This window comes from Streptomyces ferrugineus (assembly GCF_015160855.1).
In the GTDB taxonomy this organism is placed as follows: Bacteria; Actinomycetota; Actinomycetes; order Streptomycetales; family Streptomycetaceae; genus Streptomyces; species Streptomyces ferrugineus.
Genome location: NZ_CP063373.1, coordinates 192393 through 212054 on the forward strand (window position 1 = coordinate 192393; position 19662 = coordinate 212054).

Consider the following 19662-nt stretch of genomic DNA (forward strand, 5'->3'; position numbering starts at 1 on the left):
CATTCCCTTCTTCTAGAACCTGTTCTATCTTGACGCACCGTCAGATCGGCGTGCGTGTGGAAGGGCAGGGACCGTGGACTTCACCTTCACCGAGGAGCAGCAGGCGGCGGCCGAGGCGGCGCGCGGGGTGTTCGCCGGGGTCGCGCCGGACGCCGTGCCCTCTCCCGCGCTCACCCCGGGCGCCGTGGCCGACACCTTCGACCGCCCGCTGTGGCACCGGCTCGCGGACGCGGACCTGCTGAGCCTGCTGCTCACGCAGGAGTACGGCGGCGCGGGCCTCGACGCCGTCGCGCTGTGCCTGGTGCTGCGCGAGTCGGCGAAGGTGCTGGCCCGGGTGCCGCTGCTGGAGAGCTGCGCCGCGACGGCGGCCGTCCAGGCGTACGGCGGCCCCGAGCTGAAGGCCGGGCTGCTGGCGCGGGCGGGGCGCGGGGAGGTCGTGCTGACGGTCGCCGCGCACGGGCGCACCGGCCACGACGGCGCCGAGCTCGCGGTGGCGGCACGGCAGGAGGGCTCCGGATGGGTGCTGGACGGGGTGCAGACCGCGGTTCCCTGGGCCTACGACGCCGATCTCGTCCTCGTGCCGGCCCGGACCGCCGCCGACCGCACCGTCCTCGCGCCGGTGCCGCGCGACGCGGAGGGCGTCTCACTCGCCGAGCAGTTCTCGACCAGCGGGGAACGGCTGGGGGAGCTGCGGCTGGAGTCGGTGCGGCTCGCGGCGCGGGACGTCATCGACGCCGAGGGGGCGTGGGAGTGGCTGCGGGAGCTGCTGGCCACGGGGACGTGCGCGCTGGCGCTCGGGCTGGGGGAGCGGGTGCTGGGAATGACGTCCGAGTACGCGAGCAAACGGGAGCAGTTCGGGCATCCGATCGCCACGTTCCAGGCGGTCGCCGTGCAGTCCGCCGACCGGTACATCGACCTGCGCGCGATGGAGGCCACGCTGTGGCAGGCCGCGTGGCGGATCGCCTCGGGGGCGCCGGGGGCACTGCCCGCCTCCGGGGACGTCGCCGTGGCCAAGATCTGGGCCTCGGAGGGCGTACGGCGGATCGTGCAGACCGCCCAGCATCTGCACGGCGGCTTCGGCGCCGACGTCGACTATCCGCTGCACCGGTACCACGCCTGGGCCAAGCACCTGGAACTGGCGCTCGGCCCGGCGGCGGCGCACGAGGAGGCGCTGGGGGATCTGCTGGCGGCGCACCCACTGGCATGACCGGCGCGCCCGGTGCCGCTACAGCACGTACCCGGGCCCGCCCTCGTCGTCCACCACGGGGCGTCCGGCCGCCGCCCACACCTGCATGCCGCCGTCGACGTTCACGGCGTCGACGCCCTGCTGGACGAGGTACATCGCGACCTGCGCCGAGCGGCCGCCGGAGCGGCAGATCACATGGACGCGGCCGTCCTGCGGGGCGGCCTCGGTCAGCTCGCCGTAGCGGGCCACGAACTCGCTGATGGGGATGTGCAGTGCGCCCGCGGCGTGGCCCGCCTGCCATTCGTCGTCCTCGCGGACGTCCAGGAGGAAGTCGTCGTCCTTGAGGTCGGTGACCTCGACGGTGGGTACACCTGATCCGAAATGCATGACTCCGACGCTACCTGACGGGTGGGGGTGGGGCGGGGCCACTTGGGGTGGCAGCACCTTGGTGACGGCTCCTTGGCGGCGGCGCCTTGGTGCTGTCGCGCCCGTCGACCCGTCGACCCGTCGTCCCGCTATCCCAGCAGTGCGGCCAGTTCCGCTTCCTTCTCCGTCACCTGGGCCAGGAGCTGGTCCGCGATCTCGTCGAGGAGGCGGTCCGGGTCGTCCGGGGCGAGCCGCAGCATCGCGCCGATCGCGCTCTCCTCCAGGTCCTTCGCGACCAGGGTGAGCAGTTCCTTGCGCTGGGCCAGCCATTCGAGGCGGGCGTACAGCTCCTCGCTGGGGGTCGGGCCCTGCTCCTTGGGCGCGGGCCCCGCGGCCCACTCCTCGGCCAGCTCCCGCAGCAGCGCCTCGTCGCCGCGGGCGTAGGCCGCGTTGACGCGGGTGATGAACTCCTCACGCCGGGCACGCTCGGCGTCCTCCTGGGCGAGGTCCGGGTGGGCCTTGCGGGCCAGCTCGCGGTAGAGCTTGCGGGCCTCGTCGCTGGGGCGCACCCGCTGCGGAGGCTGTACCGGCTGGTCGGTGAGCATCGCCGCGGCCTCCGGGAACAGCCCCTCGCCGTCCATCCAGCCGTGGAACAGCTCCTCGACGCCGGGCATCGGCAGCACCCGGGCACGCGCCTCGTCGGCCTTGCGGATGTCCTCGGGGTCGCCGGTGCGGGCGGCGACCGCCTCGGCGATACGGGCGTCCAGCTCGTCGAGGCGGGCGTACATCGGGCCGAGCTTCTGGTGGTGCAGCCGGGAGAAGTTCTCCACCTCGACGCGGAAGGTCTCCACCGCGATCTCGTACTCGATCAACGCCTGCTCGGCGGCCCGCACGGCCCGCTCCAGCCGCTCCTCGGGTCGCTCCGCCGCCGCGTCCTCGGCCGTCACCTTCGCCTCACCACCCTGCTCAGCTCCGCCGACGGGCACCTCGGCACCGCCCGGCGCCCCCGCACCAGCGGGCCCGGCCTGGGACTGCTCAGCTTCCGGCGTCATCACCCGCCCAGCGTAGGCCACGCTGTGGCTGCGCCGGCCGGGCCGAGCCCCGGGCACCGCCGCCCGAACAGCACCGGCGTCGCCGCGGGCCTGCTGGGGCTGCCGCCCCAGACCCCGCTTCGGCCCTGAACGGGCCTCGTCCTCAAACGCCGGGCAGGCTGAGTTGTGCCGACCGGCGTCGAGGGGCGCAGCTCTCTCCGGCTGACGGTCCGGGGAACCACCCGCGCCCACCCGTAAGCGCTCCGCGTACCCCACCGCACCCGCACAGGCCGCCCCAGGCATCCCGACCGCGCAGGACTACGTCACACCCCCAGCTCCGCCGCGATCCGCCCCGACCGCACCGCCGACAGCAATGCGGCGTGGTCCGCCTCGGTGCGGTCGGCGTAGGTGACGGCGAACGCGGCGATCGCCTCGTCCAGTTCCTCGTTCTTGCCGCAGTACCCGGCGACCAGGCGAGGGTCGGCGCTGTGGGAGTGAGCGCGGGCCAGGAGGGCGCCGGTCATGCGGGCGTAGTCGTCTATCTGGTCGGCGGCCAGCGCGGCCGGGTCGACGCTGCCCTTGCGGTTGCGGAACTGGCGCACCTGGAACGGCAGCCCGTCGACCGTCGTCCAGCCCAGCAGGATGTCGCTGACGACCTGCATGCGCTTCTGGCCGAGGACCACGCGCCGCCCTTCGTGGTCCGCCTCCGGCGCCTCGAAGCCGGCCGTCACCAGGTGCGGGACCAGGGCCGAGGGACGGGCCTCCTTCACCTGTAGGACCAGCGGCTCGCCACGGTGGTCCAGGAGCAGGACCACGTAGGAGCGGGTGCCCACACTGCCCGTGCCGACCACGCGGAACGCCACGTCGTGCACCGCGTGGCGGGCGAGGAGGGGAAGGCGGTCCTCGGAGAGCGTGGTGAGGTAGCTCTCCAGCGACGCCGCCACCGCCGCGGCCTCCTCGTCCGGCACCCGACGCAGCACCGGCGGCGCGTCGACGAACGTACGCCCGCCGTCCTCCGTCAGCGTCGTCGACTTCGCCGCGAAGCGCCCGCTGGTGTTGGCCCGCGCCTTCTCCGCGACCCGCTCCAGCGTGCCGAGCAGGTCATGGGCGTCGGTGTGGGAGACCAGTTCCTCGTCCGCGATCGCGTTCCACGCGTCCAGCACCGGAAGCTTGGCCAGCAGCCGCATCGTGCGCCGGTAGGCACCGACGGTGTCGTACGCCGCCTTGCGGCACTTGTCCTCGTCCGCGCCCGCTTCCCGGCCCGCGAGCACCATCGAGGTGGCGAGCCGCTTGAGGTCCCACTCCCAGGGGCCGGACAGTGTCTCGTCGAAGTCGTTCAGATCGATGACCAGGCCACCACGCGCGTCCCCGTACAGGCCGAAGTTCGCCGCGTGCGCGTCGCCGCAGATCTGGGCGCGGATCCGGGTCATGGGGGTGCGGGCGAGGTCGTACGCCATCAGCCCCGCCGAGCCGCGCAGGAACGCGAAGGGCGTCGCCGCCATCCGGCCGACCCTGATCGGGGTGAGCTCGGGAAGCCGGCCGCGGTTGGACTCCTCGACGGCGGCCACCGCGTCGGGACGGCCGGCGTCGAGATCGAGCACCGAGTGCTGGGTGCGCGGCACCCGCTTGCGCAGTGCCTTGCCCTCCTCCTTGGGCGCCCCACCGCCGGGCCACTCGGCGAAGCCGCGCACACGGGGCAGCCGGCGCCGCACGGACCCCGAAGACTCCGACTCCGCGGCCGCCTCCGCCGTGGCCTCCGCACCGACCTCGGTCATACCGACCGCCTCCCCCGCACACGCACGAACATCAACTCGTGCCGACGTTACAGCCGGTGGCCGGAACGCGTCAGACCCTGTGGACAACTCCCCGGCTGTGGAAAACCCGCGGCCACTGGCCGAACCGCCTCAGCAGCCCTCGGGCCGCTCCCCGTCCGGCAGATACTTCCTCGCCCATCCGCCGAGCTCGCTGAGCGCGGGCTCGAGCGCCGCGCCCGCCTCCGTCAGCCGGTACACGACCCGCAGCGGCGGCCCCTCGTACACCTCGCGTACGACGAGTCCCGCGGTCGCCAGTTCGGTGAGCCGGTCGGAGAGCATGCGCTCGCTGATGCCTGGGATCGCCCGGCGCAGGGCGACGAAGTGGGCGGGCCCCGCGGTCAGGACGGACACGATCGGGCCGGTCCAGCGCTTGCCGAGCAGCAGGAAGACACGGCTGATGCCCTCGTCGACCCGCTTGCACGCCGCTACGTCGTGACTCTGCTCACCCGCCATGCCTCTCAGGGTACTGCTTCACCGTATGGGGATGAAAAAAAGTAAGTGACTGTGTTATTCATAGTCGAGTACGAGTTTTCAGTTACTGCACTTCTGGAGATCCCCATGGCAACGCTGCTGCACATCGACTCCTCGGTCTTCCCGGCCGACGCGTCCTCCTCCCGTGCCGTCACCGACGCCTTCCGCCGCACCTGGCAGGAACAGCACCCGGAGGGCACGGTGATCCACCGCGACCTCGCCACGAACCCCGTGCCGCACATCACCGCCCACGCCCACACCGCCGGCTTCTCCGATCCGGCCACGCACTCCCCCGAGCAGGCCGCCGCCTTCGCCGAGCGGGTGCGGCTGATCGAGGAGTTGGAGAGCGCGGACGCGGTGCTGATCGGCGCCCCGATGTACAACCTGACGATCCCGTCGACGCTGAAGGCCTGGCTGGACAACGTGGTCCTGTTCGGCCGCACCGCGGGCAACGCCCAGTCGGTCAAGGGCACCCCGGTCACCGTCGTCGCCAGCCGCGGCGGCGCGTACGGCCCGGGCACACCGCGCGAGGGCTACGAGTACGTGCAGAACTACCTGTCGGCGATCCTGGCCGACTTCCTCGGCGCCGACCTCGACTTCATCGTCCCGGAGCTCACCATGGCCCCGTCCAACCCGGAGATGACCGAACTGGTCCCCCTCTTCGAGGCCTCCCGCGAGCGCGCCCTCGACGAGGCCGCCGCGAAGGCGAAGCAGTTGGCCACGCGGCTCGCGGCGTAGCGGGGACCGGGGCGGCAAGCGGGCGCGGGGCGGCCTCGCCGAGCCGGCCGGGGCGGGCTGGGGCGACCCTGGCCGGAGGGCCAACCCGCGACGGGGCGACCCTGGCCGCAGGGCCAACCCACACCGGGGCGACCCTGGCCGTACGCGCGCGTGCCGCCCCGTCGCCCACGACGCCTCACCCCGAGACGCCGACTCCCCGCACCGACACGCCCGTTGCCTCGCCACCCGACACCGCCCCACCGGCCGCCGCCCCACCGAAGGCAGACACCGCCCCACCGGCCGCCGCCCCACCGAAGGCAGACACCGCCCCACCGGCCGCCGCCCCACCGAAGGCAGACACCGCGCCACGACCAGCCCGGCCACCGCGGGCACGGTGACCCCCACGAGACGCGCGTTCAGCCGCGCGTTCTGGCGCTGAGCCACGGTCCGCCGTCCCCCACGCCGCCCAAGGACCACCCGCCACCGACCGCCCCACCCGACGAGCGGCCGTCACCAGCCCCTCACGCCGGAACCAGGCGGCCAGGACCAGCGGATAGACCAGGTACCCGAACCGCGTCGCCGGGATCAGGCACATCGCGAGCCCCAGCCCCAGCGCCAGCCGGTCCGCCGCCGCGACGAGGGTCCGGGGCGGCCGTATCGCCAACGACACCGCCACACCGCCCGCGGCGGCCACCAGGGCGCCCATGGCGAGGACGGAGCCGCCGGGGACGTACGTGGCCAGCAGATACCCGGGCAGCGGGCTGTCCGCCGGCGAATGCACCCCGCCCTGCCCCAGCGGGAAGAGGACCACGTGCTCCACGAAGGCGTGCGGATCGGCGAGGGCCACCGGCACCACCGCCACCGCGGCCACCAGCACCGCGACGACCCCGGCCCGTACGGCCGCCCGCCGCCCCGCCGTCACCGCCAGCAGCACCAGCCCCACCGGCAACAGCGGCCAGGCCGTCCACTTCAGCGCGGCCGCGGCCCCCATCGCCAGCCCCGCCGCCGTACCGGACCCACCCCGGCCGGCCAGTGCCAGCCCCAGGCACATCAGCCCGATCACCGGCAGATCCACCCCACCGACCGCCAGCGGCAACGCCACCGCGGGGAACGCCGCGAGCAGCAAGGCAGCGCCCGCGCCCGACTTCGCCCTCGGCGCAAGGGAGTCGCGCCCGGATTCCCGCGCGGCGACCAGCATGCTCACCAGAAACGCGGCACAGAACCACACCCGCGCATCCGCGAGCGGCGTCCCCCCGAAGAGCGCGTGCGGTATCCCGAACAGCGCCATGCCGGGCAGATAGGGGTTGTAGTCCTCGACGTCGACCGGGTGGGGCAGGTACGGGCTGCCGGAGTTCAGCAGCAGGCCGCCCGAGCGCTCGACGACGTGCACCTCCGACTGCGCGGTCCCCGCCAGGACCATCAGCGTCAGCGGGACCACGACGGCTCCGAGCAGGGCGGCGAGCGCGCTGGGCCGGCTCCAGGGGCGCGGCGCCCGGCGGGCGAGCTCCGCCGCGGCGGCGTACCCGACGGCGGCGCAGGCGCCCCAGACCCGGTGCGGGGTGAGGGTCGTGACCAGGGCCAGCGACAGCGCGAAGCCCGCGCAGGCGATCCAGAACAGCACGTCCCGGCGCACCCGCGGTGCCCGGCGGGACGCTTCACGGACCCTTCGGCGGGGTTCCGGCCGCGCGGGGGCGAGGACAGGTCCGCCGGGCCGTTCTCCGGCGACGAAGGAGAGGGAGTCGGGTGGCATCGGCGGGCTCCTGGGGAAGGGGAGCTCCAATCTCGCGCCGAGCCCCCTGCGCCCACCTCGGCCGAACGGCCACGCTTCCCGCGCCCCGAAACCACCGGCTCAGCCAAAAGTCCGACCACCCCCGACGCACACGTCAGCCCCACGGGCAGCCCGACCGAAGCCCCGCTCACCCCCTACCGGCACAATCACCGCATGCATACGCTCTCCGTCGTTCTCGTCGCCCTCATGGCGCTACTGCACGCCTACATCCTGGTTCTGGAGATGTTCCTGTGGCAGCGCGGTCCGGGCCGCCGCTTCTCCGGGTTCGACGCGGAGCTCGCCCGCACCACCGCGCCGCTGGCCGCCAACCAGGGTCTCTACAACGGCTTCCTGGCCGCGGGCCTGGTCTGGGGCCTGATCGCCGACGACCCGACCGGCTACCGGGTGCAGATCTTCTTCCTGTCCTGCATCGTCGTCGCCGGCGTCTACGGCGCGGCCACCGCCAACCGCCGCATCCTCTTCGCCCAGGCCCTGCCCGCCGCCGTGACCCTCGCCGCGGTCGTCGCGGCGGGCTGACGGCACCACGGCGCCGCAACAGATCACGCCCGCGGGCACCACGGGGAAAACAAACTCGGCACCGCTGGTACGAACAGCTTCTCCGGCCAACATCACAGTCGGAAAGGGTTCTCGCCCGAGGAGGGCGAAAAGTACCTTGTGCTGCTGATCAGCATGTTCTTCTCGTATGCGAAAGAGGCTTCGCCATGGGGCGCCCCGAACTACCGGTCGACCCGGCGGCCGGTCCCGTGCAGCGACTCGCCCACGATCTTCGGGAGCTGCGCCGCTCGGCGGGTGGCGTGTCGTACCGGGCCATGGCGAAGAAGGCCGGCTTCTCGGTGACGACCCTGGCGAAGGCGGCGAGCGGCGAGCGGCTGCCGTCGTTGGCCGTGCTCCAGGCGTACGTCCAGGCATGCGGCGCCGACCCCGGTCCGTGGGAGGCACGGTGGGCGGAGGCCGAGGCGCTGGCCGGGGAGAAGAGGGAGGAGGACGCCGACGCCGCACCGCCCTACCGTGGCCTCGCGCGCTTCGAGCCGGATGACCGTGAGCTGTTCTTCGGCCGGGACCGGCTGATCGACGAGCTGAGCGAGCTGGGGCGCGGGTCCGCGTTCGCCGTGGTGTTCGGGGCGTCCGGCAGCGGCAAGTCCTCCCTGCTGCGGGCCGGTCTGATACCCCTGCTGCGGGAGAAGATCGCCCAGCAGGGGCGTACGGCGGTCCTTCGGGTACTGACTCCGGGAGACCGGCCCGCCAGCACCTACGGACATCTGCTGACGCCTGCGGCCGACGATCCGGAGAGCTGGGTGGTGGTGGATCAGTTCGAGGAGGTCTTCACCCTCTGCCGCGAGCGCGCCGAGCGGGACCGCTTCCTCGACCTTCTGCTCGCCGCGCGCGACCCGGGAAGCCGACTGCGCGTGCTCATAGCCGTACGGTCCGACTTCTACGCACGGTGCGCCGAGCACCCGCGACTGGCTGAGGCGCTGCACGGGAGCGGGTTCCTGGTCAGGCCCATGACCGCCGACGAGCTGCGCGAGGCGGTGATCGGTCCCGCGCAGGCGGCCGGGCTCATCGTGGAGCGGACACTGACCGCACGGATCGTCGAGGACGTGCTCGACGAGCCCGGCGGGCTGCCGATGCTGTCCCACGCCCTGCTGGAGACCTGGCGGCGGCGCAAGGGACGGATGCTGACCCTGGCCGCGTACGAAGCGGCCGGCGGAGTGCGCGGCGCGATCGCGGCCAGCGCCGAGGAGGCGTACGGAGAACTCTCACCGGCGCAGGCGCACGCCGCCCGGCACCTGCTCCTGCGGATGGTCGAGCCCGGCCAGGGCAACGCCGACACGCGCCGCCCGCTCAGCTGGGAGGAAATGGCCGGGTGGGAGGACCCGGAAGTGCGAGCCGTCGCCCGGCGGCTGACCCGGGCCCGGCTGCTGACCACCGACGACGACGGAGTGCAGCTCGCCCACGAGGCGCTCATCACCTGCTGGCCGCGGCTGCGCGAGTGGATCGACGCGGACCGGGAGCGGCTGCGCCACCACCGGCAGCTGACCGACGCCGCCCGCACCTGGCTGGAGCACGACCGCGACCCGGGCACGCTCTACCGGGGCACCCGCCTCGCGCGGGCCGAGGAACTGTTCGCGGGCGACGACCGCGGCTACGACGGTCTGACGTCCGAGGAGACGGCCTTCCTGGTCACCGCGGCGGAGCAGCGTGCGACGGAGGAGCGTGCCGCCACCCGGGCCCGGCGCCGCAACCGCACGCTCACGGCCTCGCTCTGCGCCGTGCTGGCGGTGGCCCTGGTCGTCGGCCTGGCCGCCGTGCGACTGCGCCAGGACAGCGAGAAGCAGACCACCGACACGGCGGCCCGCCGGGTGGCCGCGGTCGCCGACGCGCTGCGCACCACCGACCCGCGCACCGCGATGCTGCTCGGCGTCGCCGCATGGCGCACCTCTGAGCTGCCGGAGTCCCGCCGAGCCCTGCTGGGCGCGCTGGCCCAGCGCGAACTGGACAACTTCACCGACCCGGCGCCCGGTGACGAACCGAACCGGTACCTCGACACCTCCGGGCGCACTCTGCTCAGCATCGGCGGCAACACCTGGCGAACGTGGGATGTGAGCACCCACCGCCGTATCGCCTCGGGGCCGCTGCCTCACGGGACGGTGCTCGCCGCGGGTCCGGGCGGCCGGGTGCTCGTCATCCAGACCACCCGGGACACCCAGCGGCTGTGGGACACCCGAACGAGGCGCTGGATCGGGGACCCCTTGCCGTTCACGGACACCGTGAGCTTCGGGGCAAGTGGCCACAACTACCTGGTGAGGAGCCCGGACGACGACCGGGCTCGGCTCTACTCCGTCACCGACGGCCATCTGGTCTTCCGGACCCCGGCGGCCGGCAGCGGGGAGCTCGTCCACGTGGCGGCCGACGACGACCGGCTGCTGGCCGTCTGCCCACGCGGCCGGGCCCCGCAGGTCTGGGACACGTCCGCGCGCAGGGTCCGGTCCGGTGCCTGGACGAGCGCTCGCGGCGTCTGCGCTGGTGACCGCACCTTCCTCGGCCTCACCGGCGGCCGGCTTCTCACTCTCACCGGGGACCGGGTGCGTGTATGGGACACCACGTCGGGACGAGAGCTCGCCGACATCGCCCACCCGGGTGCCGATGGCGTCGTCGTGAGCGCGGACGGCTCGTTCCTGGCGACCGGCGGCGGCCAGGAGATCAGAGTGTGGCGGCTCCCCAACCGCGGCGCCCCCGTTTTCCGCCACTCCCTGGACAACGTGTCGCTCTCCGGTCTCGCCTGGGACTCCTCGCGGCCCCTGCTGCGGTACCTCGAAGGGGGCACGGTCCACACCCTCGACCTCACCAGGACGCTCACCCGGGCCTGGCGCAAGAGTCCGCTCGCCGGCGTCCGGCTCAGCCCCGACGGCAGGACGCTCGCCACCGCCGAACGCACCGGTGACCGCTACGTCTTCCAGCTGCGGAACACGCGCGACGGCCGTCTGCTGCGCACCCTGCCGACCCCGTCACGGCCCGTCTTCCGCACCGGCAACCCGACGGTCCCCGGGGAAGTCACCGAGCCTTTGCTGTCCTTCAGCCCCGACGGAGGCACGTTCGCGTACGGAGTCTCGGCCCCCTGGGACACGGCGCCTCAGCGTCTGACGGTGTGGGACGTGGCCGCCGGACACGCGAGGACCACTGTGGACCTGGCGACGGCGTCCACGACGTCTACGGACGCGATCGCCCTGGGACCGGGCGGTCGTACGCTCCTCACCGCACGTTTGACCGAAGACGGCTACTTCAACGAGACATGGGACACCACGCGGCAGCGGAGGACGGCGCTCCTCCGCGGCCCGGGCGGCGGTCAGCTGGCCGTCAGCCCGGACGGCGGGCTCTTGGTGACCGACAACCGCGTCGTCCGAGCGGGCCGGTCCCACGCCCATGACCTCGTCCAGCACGACGGCATCGGAGCCATCGCCTTCGCTCCCGACGGCTCCGGCCTGGCGGCGGGCGACTGGACAGGGCGGGTGGCCCTGTGGGACGGCGACCTCCGACACCGGGCGGGCATCCTGAGGAACGTCTTTCTGGCGCCCGTCGATCCGTCCTCCGACTCAGCCGAGGCGATCACGGCGCTCGCGTTCAGTCCGGACGGCAGCACGCTCGCCGTCGGCGGCGACGCGGGGACCATCCAACTCTGGGACATCGCAACCCAGCAACCTCTCGGTCCTTCTCTGCCCACCTCCGGTGAGAGCGTCGACACGCTCGCCTTCAGCCCGGACAGCACCCTGCTGTACGCGGGCGGCAAGCACGTCCCGCTCCAGCGGTACGTCGTGGATCCTGACCGAGCGGTGTCCCTCGTCTGCTCCCGCGCCGGGAACGCGGAGCTGACCCGGGAGCAGTGGCGCACCTATGTTCCGGACCGGCCGTACCGGCGGGTCTGCCCCTGACCGTCGCGGTGGATCATGAAAGTGGCCGGGTCAGGTGGCGGGCTGCTGCCCCGGCAGAGGCAGAAGCCTCTGCCGCCGGCCGGTCCGCAACCGTCCACCGAATTGTCTGACCTGGCAAAAGGGACGTGCCAAACAACGTTCCGGTTGCGAGCGTCGGTGCGGCAAGGCCGGATCCCGGCACCCTGAGTCACCCGGAGAAGAGCACATGTCTTCCACCGGCGCGATGACGCTCCCCGAATCGGAAGCGCCTCGACAACAGCCGCCGCCGCGACGCCGCACCCGCGAGATCACCGTCGGCTCGGTCGTCACCACCCTGGCGCTGTCGGTCCTCGCGGGGCCTTCGCAGAACGCGGGCGGCAGGGCCCGCCCATAGCTCCGCCGGCTCCGGCCGGCACGGGTGCGGTCGCCTCGCCGAAGGCGAACACCGTGACACTGACCAGCCACATCACAGGAAACCGGGGGACGCCGCACGTGCGCATCGCCTTCCTGCTGCACAACGCCTACGCGATGGGCGGCACCGTACGGACCACGATGACACTCGCCGACACGCTCGCCGGGCGACACCAGGTGGAACTCGTGTCGGTCTTCCGGCACCGCGAGAAACCACACCTGGGGCGGTCGCCCAAGGTGCCGCTGCGGGCCCTGGTGGACCGGCGCGAGGGATCCGCGGACGCGGCGGACCCTCTCGCCCGGCAGGCCGGAGAGGTCTTCCCGAAGGGGGACAGCCGCTCGCACCAGTACCACCGGCTCGCCGAGCAGCGGGTCATCGACTGGCTGCGGGAGACGGACGCCGACGTCGTCGTGGGCACCAGGGCCGGACTCAACGCGCTGCTGGCCCGGTTCGGGCCACGACATGCCGTGCGCGTCGGCCAGGAGCACCTCACCCACGACAACCACCCGCACCGACTGCGGACGGAACTCCAGCGCTGGTACGGCGGTCTCGACGCGCTGGTCACCATGACCGGGGCGGACGCGCGCGACCACCGGCACGGCATGCGGCTGCCGCGCACCATGGTGCTGGCCCTCCCCAACAGCGTTCCCGAACCCTCGGTGCCGCCGGCCGACGCGGCTGCCAAGGTGGTCGTCGCGGCGGGACGGCTGGCCCGCGTCAAGCGGTACGAGATGCTGGTCGACGCGTTCGCCCTGGCCGGTGCGGCCTGCCCCGACTGGTCCCTGCGCATCTACGGGGACGGCCCGGAGCGCGCCCGGATAACCGACCGGATAGCCCACCACGGGCTGGGAGACCGGGTCTTCCTGATGGGTTCGGTCACGCCCATCGAGGCCGAGTGGGCCAAGGGCTCCATCGCCGCGGTGACCTCCGCGCACGAGTCGTTCGGCATGACGATCGTGGAGGCCATGCGCTGCGGCCTGCCCGTGGTGAGCACCGACTGCCCCCACGGGCCCGGCGAGATCATCCGCCACGGTGTGGACGGCTTTCTCGTCCCGCGCGACAGCACCCGGGCCGTGGCCGACGCGCTGCTGGCACTGATGCGGGACGACGGACGGCGTGCGGAGATGGGCAGGGCCGCCCGGGCCGGCGCGGCGAGACGATTCGCCCCGGATGGCATCGCCGACCGCTACGAGCGCCTGTTCAGCACACTGGTGCGGGAGCGCGCCCGGCGGTCCGCTCCTCCTCCACCGCCCGGCCCGGCCGACTGGCGCGACCGTGCCACCGTGCTCGCCGCCACGGCAGGCATCCTCGCCCGCGGAGCGGTGCGCCGCGGACGGCGCGAGCTGGGGTGGGTCGGATGAACGCGGATCGCACAGCGGCCTCGGCACAGCGGATGCTGTGGATCGTGGCCGCCGGGTTCTGTCTGCTGTCGGCCGTCCTCGTACCGCTCACGCTGCCGCTCGGCTGGGACGAGATCGTGTACGCCAGCCGCTTCGGATCGTACGGTCCCGCGACCCCGTTCAGCGCCCCGCGTACCCGCGGGGTCCCCCTGCTGCTTGCTCCGATCGCCTCCTGGAGCGACTCGACGGTGCTGCTCAGGGTGTGGCTGCTCCTGCTGGCCGGCGGTGCGCTCTGGCTGGGATTCCGGCCCTGGCTGCGGATCCTGCACCGCCCGGCGGCGGTGTGGGTGGCGGCCGGGCTGTACGGCAGCCTGTGGATCACTCTGTTCTACGCCAATTCCGCGATGCCGAACCACTACACCGCGATGGGTGCCACCGCCGCGGTGGGCTGTTTCCTCGCGCCGCGTCCCCGGTACGCGGGTGTCGCGGCAGGCCTGGCGGTGGTGACCCTGATGCGGCCCAACGACGGTGTGGCCGTCGCCGTGCCGCTGCTCCTGGCCGCCGTACTGATGCCCACGCTGCGCGGCCACGGTCACCTGAGGGGGCGTCTGTCAGCCGTGGCGGCCGGACTCGCGGCGGGTGCGCTGCCCTGGGTCGTCGAGGCCGAGGTGCGCTTCGGCGGGGTGCGGAACCGGCTCGCGGAGGCCGACGAGGTCCAGGGCGGCCTGCGGGCCGTCTTCTCCCTGCGCCACCATCTCACCGCGCTGGACGGCCCGCTGCTGTGCCGTCCCTGTACGGGCGACAGCGTACGGCTGCCCATGACGGAGTGGTGGGTGCTGCTGCCGCTGCTGGTCGGCCTGGGACTGTGGGCGGAGCGCCGGGCGCGCCGGTCCGCCGCACCGCTGTGGCTGTCGGTGGCGGTGGCGGTGGCCACGGCGGCACCGTATCTCTTCCTCGTCCCCTACGCCGCGCCGCGGTTCCTGCTGCCGGCCTACGCCCTGCTGGCGCTCCCTGCCGCCGTCGGGCTCCTCGCCGTCGTCCACCGGGCCCGCACCCGCCGTTCGCTGCCGACAGCCGCGGTGCTCGCCCTGGCACTCCTCGGGCACTGGTCCATCCAGGCCGGTCTCGCCCACACTTTTGCGGGCAACCACCAGCAGGCCCGTGGAGACTGGGTCCGGATCGCCTCCGTGCTGCGCGAGCACGGGGTGCACCCGCCGTGTGTCCTCGCGGGGAACACTTCGACGATTCCCATCGCCCACACCGCGGGCTGCACCGTCTCCGAGACGGATCCCCCGGCGCGCCCCAGTGCGCTGGTCCTTCGCGGGCGGAAGCCACCGCACTGGGCGCGTGACTGGCAACGATTCCCGGTGCCGGACACCTACCACCCCGGATGGACCGTCGTCGTGCGTCCATGACGGCCGGCTGCGGGGCTGACGGTGGACAAGTAATGTGGAACTCGATCTTCCGGAATTGTATGCGGCGGCAAAAGGGGCCTGCCAAACAACCTCCCGGCTGTGAGCGTCGGTCGTGACATCGCTGCACGTCGAACAACCGGAGCACCCCATGCCCACCAGCGTCCTGATCGCGGTCGCCTTGTCCGTCCTTCTCGGGATCCTGGTGTTGTTCACGGTGCCCAGGGACATGCCCAGGGACACCGAGACATCCGGCAAGAAGCGCGTCGCCTTCCCGCAGGTCCCCTGGAACATCAACCGCGGCTCGGGCGCCTATCTGACCATGCTCGACCAGCTGCGCAACCTCGCCGAGACCTCGGCCAGCGGCCGCGTCATGCCCAACGTCGACACCGAGGAGAACGTCGCCATCACCGGCGACACGGAGAGCCGGAGTTTCGCCGACATCGTGATCAGCGGCGGCAACCACACCCCCTCGGTGCATGCGATCGTACGGCTCAGCGACTTCCGCGTCGTGCGGTTCTTCTCCAGCGACACCCCGCACAGCTTCGTCCTGAACCTCGCCTCCGACGTCCCCGACCATGAGGACGCCGACGACAACTGGTTCCTCGGCAAGGAGGGCTGCGACGCCCTCGCCCGCGTCGCGAACCAGTCGCTGACCGCCGTCAACCTGAGCGAGTTCAGCCTTGAGAACAGCCTCAGGGACCTCGGCATCCGCGGCACCGACCGCACCGCCCAGGCGCGCGGAATGCTGCGCTACATCATCGCCATCACCGAGGCCTCCCGGTTCCGCCCCATCGCCGACCGCATCGCGAACGGCATGGACAACGGGTCCGACGTCTTCGTCACCGCACAGCAGGCCGGCCTGATGCGCAACTAGGCCGGCATCAGCGATGTCTTCATCGGCCACACCAACCGCACCGACCTCTGCGCCCGTCTACGACTACCACCCGTGAGATAGCTCACGCGTCGGGGCCTGTGATGTGACCTGACCAGGCTGTGTGATGCCTCACAGCGATCATGGAAACGAGAAACGGGCCCCTGCGGTGACTTCTGTCACCTGCAGAGACCCGTGTCTCATGGTGCGCGAGGGGGGAGTTGAACCCCCACGCCCTTGCGGGCACTGGAACCTGAATCCAGCGCGTCTGCCTATTCCGCCACCCGCGCATTGGGTGTGTCTTCGGGGCCTTCCCTTGCGGTGCGGCGCCGTCCGACACCAGAACATTAGCACGCCGGCCAGGGTGGGTTCACATCCCTTATCCCCAGGCAGCCGCCCACCAGCGCGGTCGATGCGCGCCGCCCCGCGGTGACCGATCCGCGGCCCCGGCCGCTCCGTATCAACGACGACCTGTTCACGTATCAACCTCGTACCGGTACCCGGCATCTCCCCAGGAGCCGGTCGGGGTCCACAGTCAGGTGCGGGACACTGGTTTGCGGCCGCCTCTACGATCCATGGCAAGACTGTGTCCCCGAGGAGTTCGAAGCAGACCTCCGGAGGGAACTTCGAGGGCGTCGACACCCGTCGACCGGGCCGACAGGGGGAACCAGCCGATTTACCGGCGCGTGGATACGATCAGTAAGCAGTACCAGGTAAGGCAGTACCCGCCCGGCGGGATGCAGGACGAAGGCAAGGACGGAGGAGGTGCCCCATGGGAGTCCTGAAGAAGTTCGAGCAGCGTCTCGAAGGTCTGGTCAACGGCACCTTCGCCAAGGTGTTCAAGTCCGAGGTCCAGCCGGTCGAGATCGCGGGAGCGCTCCAGCGCGAGTGCGACAACAACGCCACCATCTGGAACCGCGACCGCACGGTCGTCCCCAACGACTTCATCGTGGAGCTCAGCACACCGGACTACGAGCGGCTGAGCCCCTACTCCGGTCAGCTCGGCGACGAGCTCGCGGGCATGGTCCGCGACTACGCCAAGCAGCAGCGCTACACCTTCATGGGCCCGATCAAGGTCAACCTGGAGAAGGCCGACGACCTCGACACCGGCCTGTACCGGGTGCGCAGCCGCACGCTGGCCGGCTCCACCAACCAGCAGGGCCCGCAGGCCCCCTCACCCGCCGCCCCGGCCGGGCGGCCCGGCGGCGCCCAGGGCGGCTACGGCTACCCGCAGCCCGCCGCGCCCGCCGGCGCCCCGCCCATGCCGGCCGCGCCGCCGCCCGGCGGACGCCCCGGCGGTTACGGCTACCCGCAGCCCGCGGGCGGCCAGCGTCCCCCCGCCGCACCCGCGGCGGGCGGCCGCACCCGCTACTGGATCGAGATCAACGGCACCCGCCATCAGATCTCCCGCGCCACGCTCGTGCTGGGCCGCAGCACCGACGCCGACGTGCGGATCGACGACCCCGGCGTCTCCCGCCGGCACTGCGAGATCCGGACCGGAACGCCCTCGACGATCCAGGATCTCGGGTCCACCAACGGCATCGTGGTGGACGGGCAGCACACCACCCGCGCTACGCTCCGCGACGGCTCGCGGATCGTCGTGGGCAGCACCACCATCATTTACCGGCAAGCCGAAGGGTGAAGCGGGGGCAATGTCAGAGCTGACCCTCACGGTCATGCGGCTGGGTTTCCTGGCCGTCCTGTGGCTGTTCGTGATCGTGGCCGTGCAGGTCATCCGCAGCGACCTGTTCGGTACGCGCGTCACCCAGCGCGGATCAAGGCGGGAGGCGGGCCGCCAGCAGCAGGCCGCACGGCAGGCGCCTCCGCCGCAGCGCCAGCAGTCCGGCGGCGGCCGCCAGCGCCGTAACGCCCCCTCCAAGCTGGTCGTGTCCGAGGGCACCCTGACCGGTACGACCGTCGCGCTCCAGGGCCAGACCATCACCCTGGGCCGGGCGCACGACAGCACGATCGTGCTGGACGACGACTACGCCTCCAGCCGGCATGCCAGGATCTACCCGGACCGCGACGGCCAGTGGATCGTCGAGGACCTGGGCTCCACCAACGGCACGTACCTCGACCGAACGCGGCTGACGACCCCGACGCCGATTCCGCTGGGCGCGCCGATCCGCATCGGCAAGACCGTCATCGAGCTGCGGAAGTAGTACGACAATGAGCGAGCGGAGCGAGCACGCAACGGCGGCCCACACGACGGGCCCCGGCGCGCTCCCGACCGGAGGGTGGGCACCGTGCGGATGTACCCGGAGCCGACGGGCGAGGTGCGCATGAGTCTGTCACTGCGCTTCGCCGCCGGATCGCACAAAGGCATGATCCGGGAGGGCAACGAGGACTCCGGATACGCCGGACCCCGCCTGCTCGCCATCGCCGACGGCATGGGCGGCGCGGCCGCGGGCGAGGTCGCCTCCTCCGAGGCCATCTCCACGATCGTCGCCCTCGACGACGACATCCCCGGCTCCGACATCCTCACCTCCCTCGGCACCGCGGTACAGCGCGCCAACGACCAGCTGCGCTCGATGGTCGAGGAGGACCCGCAGCTGGAGGGCATGGGCACCACGCTCACCGCCCTGCTGTGGACCGGTCAGCGCCTCGGCCTCGTCCACGTCGGCGACTCGCGCGCGTACCTGCTGCGCGACGGCGTCCTCACACAGATCACGCAGGACCACACCTGGGTGCAGCGCCTGGTCGACGAGGGCCGCATCACCGAGGAGGAGGCGACCACGCATCCGCAGCGGTCGCTGCTGATGCGCGCGCTGGGCAGCGGCGACCATGTCGAGCCCGACCTGTCGATCCGCGAAGTCCGCGCCGGCGACCGGTACTTGATCTGCTCCGACGGCCTCTCCGGCGTCGTGTCCCACCAGACCCTGGAGGACACCCTCGCCAGCTACCAGGGCCCGCAGGAGACCGTCCAGGAGCTCATCCAGCTGGCGCTGCGCGGCGGCGGCCCCGACAACATCACCGTGATCGTCGCGGACGTCCTCGACCTGGACACCGGCGACACCCTCGCCGGGCAGCTCTCCGACACCCCGGTCGTGGTCGGCGCGGTCGCCGAGAACCAGCAGCACCACCTGCACGACAACGGCATCATGCAGACCCCCGCCGGACGCGCCTCCGGGCTCGGCCGCCAGGTGCCCGGACAGGGCGGCGGGGGCGGCGAGTTCGGCCCGCCCGGCTCCGGCGACACCACCGGCTACGTCCCCGCGGGCAGCTTCGGCGACTACACCGACGACGACTTCGTCAAGCCCCGCAAGGGCCGCAAGTGGCTGAAGAGATCCTTCTACTCGGCCCTCGCGCTCGCCGTCATCGGCGGCGGCCTGTACGGCGGCTGGCGCTGGACGCAGACCCAGTACTACGTCGGCGCCAACGAGGAACACGTCGCCCTGTACCGCGGGATCAGCCAGGACCTGGCCTGGGTCTCGCTGTCGAAGGTCGAGAAGGACCACCCCGAGATCGAACTCAAGTACCTGCCGCCGTACCAGAAGAAGCTCGTCGAGAACACGATCACCGAGGGCGGTCTGAAGGACGCCCAGGCGAAGATCGACGAGCTCTCGCTTCAGGCCTCCGCGTGCAAGAAGCGGGCCGAGCAGCGAGCGGCGCAGAGCGAGCAGAACTCCAAGACCGGCGAGGGCGAGGCCGGAGGCACCACGGGAACCACCCGCACCTCCCTTACGTCCAAGGCGACACCGACGCCGAATCCATCGACGTCCAAGTCCCCTGCCCCGCCGTCCACCTCCACCTCCCCGACACCGACTGCGACGCCAAGCCCCGGCCCCACTCTCTCGGAGGAAGAGCAGAAGGTCGTCTCGAACTGCGGTACGCAGTAGGCAAG

The 19662-nt window shown here is 72.3% G+C and carries 16 protein-coding genes and 1 tRNA gene; 11 read left to right on the forward strand and 6 right to left on the reverse strand.

Annotated features, from left to right (window positions below; all coding sequences use genetic code 11):
• Window positions 1–73 precede the first annotated feature (73 nt).
• On the forward strand, window positions 74–1207 hold the full coding sequence (locus tag IM697_RS00885) for an acyl-CoA dehydrogenase family protein (RefSeq protein ID WP_194043743.1): 1134 nt from the start codon (window positions 74–76) through the stop codon (window positions 1205–1207).
• An 18-nt stretch (window positions 1208–1225) separates the two neighbouring features.
• Here IM697_RS00885 and IM697_RS00890 read toward each other — a convergent pair whose 3' ends face one another.
• The 4 genes from IM697_RS00890 to IM697_RS00905 all read right to left on the reverse strand — a co-directional run bounded on the left by IM697_RS00890 (window position 1226) and on the right by IM697_RS00905 (window position 4850).
• Window positions 1226–1573 (reverse strand): rhodanese-like domain-containing protein, encoded by a 348-nt coding sequence (locus IM697_RS00890; RefSeq protein ID WP_194043745.1) that lies wholly within the window; start codon window positions 1571–1573, stop codon window positions 1226–1228.
• A gap of 128 nt (window positions 1574–1701) precedes the next feature.
• Window positions 1702–2607: a J domain-containing protein gene (locus tag IM697_RS00895; RefSeq protein WP_407699595.1), complete on the reverse strand. Its 906-nt coding sequence runs from the start codon at window positions 2605–2607 to the stop codon at window positions 1702–1704.
• A gap of 299 nt (window positions 2608–2906) precedes the next feature.
• Complete coding sequence (locus IM697_RS00900; RefSeq protein WP_194043747.1) at window positions 2907–4358, reverse strand: DUF2252 domain-containing protein; 1452 nt, start codon at window positions 4356–4358, stop codon at window positions 2907–2909.
• A gap of 129 nt (window positions 4359–4487) precedes the next feature.
• On the reverse strand, window positions 4488–4850 hold the full coding sequence (locus IM697_RS00905; protein ID WP_194043749.1) for a winged helix-turn-helix transcriptional regulator: 363 nt from the start codon (window positions 4848–4850) through the stop codon (window positions 4488–4490).
• Window positions 4851–4955: 105 nt separating this feature from the next.
• Here IM697_RS00905 and IM697_RS00910 point away from each other — a divergent pair, with 105 nt between their 5' ends.
• Window positions 4956–5606, forward strand: a complete 651-nt coding sequence (locus IM697_RS00910; RefSeq protein ID WP_194043751.1) for an FMN-dependent NADH-azoreductase — start codon at window positions 4956–4958, stop codon at window positions 5604–5606.
• A 175-nt stretch (window positions 5607–5781) separates the two neighbouring features.
• On the opposite strand, the gene IM697_RS00915 is transcribed toward IM697_RS00910, so the two are convergent.
• On the reverse strand, window positions 5782–7335 hold the full coding sequence (locus IM697_RS00915) for a glycosyltransferase 87 family protein (RefSeq protein WP_322734545.1): 1554 nt from the start codon (window positions 7333–7335) through the stop codon (window positions 5782–5784).
• Window positions 7336–7527: 192 nt separating this feature from the next.
• Here IM697_RS00915 and IM697_RS00920 point away from each other — a divergent pair, with 192 nt between their 5' ends.
• The 6 genes from IM697_RS00920 to IM697_RS00945 all read left to right on the forward strand — a co-directional run bounded on the left by IM697_RS00920 (window position 7528) and on the right by IM697_RS00945 (window position 15821).
• A complete protein-coding gene (locus tag IM697_RS00920; RefSeq protein WP_194043753.1) occupies window positions 7528–7890 on the forward strand; it encodes a DUF1304 domain-containing protein in 363 nt (120 codons plus the stop codon).
• A 185-nt stretch (window positions 7891–8075) separates the two neighbouring features.
• A complete protein-coding gene (locus IM697_RS00925) occupies window positions 8076–11801 on the forward strand; it encodes an nSTAND1 domain-containing NTPase (protein WP_194043755.1) in 3726 nt (1241 codons plus the stop codon).
• A gap of 205 nt (window positions 11802–12006) precedes the next feature.
• Window positions 12007–12174: a hypothetical protein gene (locus IM697_RS00930; protein ID WP_194043757.1), complete on the forward strand. Its 168-nt coding sequence runs from the start codon at window positions 12007–12009 to the stop codon at window positions 12172–12174.
• Window positions 12175–12272: 98 nt separating this feature from the next.
• The gene (locus tag IM697_RS00935; protein WP_194049532.1) at window positions 12273–13553 is read left to right on the forward strand and encodes a glycosyltransferase; all 1281 of its coding nucleotides are present in this window, start codon (window positions 12273–12275) and stop codon (window positions 13551–13553) included.
• Window positions 13550–14947 carry a hypothetical protein gene (locus IM697_RS00940; RefSeq protein ID WP_228044453.1) on the forward strand — a complete coding sequence of 466 codons (1398 nt, stop codon included), beginning with the start codon at window positions 13550–13552 and terminating at the stop codon, window positions 14945–14947. Before IM697_RS00935 ends, IM697_RS00940 begins: the two co-directional genes overlap by 4 nt.
• Before the next feature lie 148 nt (window positions 14948–15095).
• The gene (locus IM697_RS00945; RefSeq protein WP_194043759.1) at window positions 15096–15821 is read left to right on the forward strand and encodes a ribosome-inactivating family protein; all 726 of its coding nucleotides are present in this window, start codon (window positions 15096–15098) and stop codon (window positions 15819–15821) included.
• Between the two features lie 200 nt (window positions 15822–16021).
• Here the strand turns inward: IM697_RS00945 and IM697_RS00950 are convergent.
• Window positions 16022–16108 (reverse strand) — tRNA-Leu (locus IM697_RS00950).
• Between the two features lie 482 nt (window positions 16109–16590).
• Between IM697_RS00950 and IM697_RS00955 the strand changes: the two genes are divergently transcribed.
• From IM697_RS00955 to IM697_RS00965, 3 genes are all read left to right on the forward strand, one after another.
• Window positions 16591–17460 (forward strand): FhaA domain-containing protein, encoded by an 870-nt coding sequence (locus tag IM697_RS00955; protein WP_194043761.1) that lies wholly within the window; start codon window positions 16591–16593, stop codon window positions 17458–17460.
• 10 nt (window positions 17461–17470) lie between these two features.
• Window positions 17471–17980, forward strand: coding sequence for an FHA domain-containing protein FhaB/FipA (locus IM697_RS00960; protein WP_194043763.1), 510 nt, complete (start codon window positions 17471–17473; stop codon window positions 17978–17980).
• Between the two features lie 120 nt (window positions 17981–18100).
• Window positions 18101–19657 carry a Stp1/IreP family PP2C-type Ser/Thr phosphatase gene (locus IM697_RS00965; protein WP_228044454.1) on the forward strand — a complete coding sequence of 519 codons (1557 nt, stop codon included), beginning with the start codon at window positions 18101–18103 and terminating at the stop codon, window positions 19655–19657.
• Window positions 19658–19662: the final 5 nt, after the last annotated feature.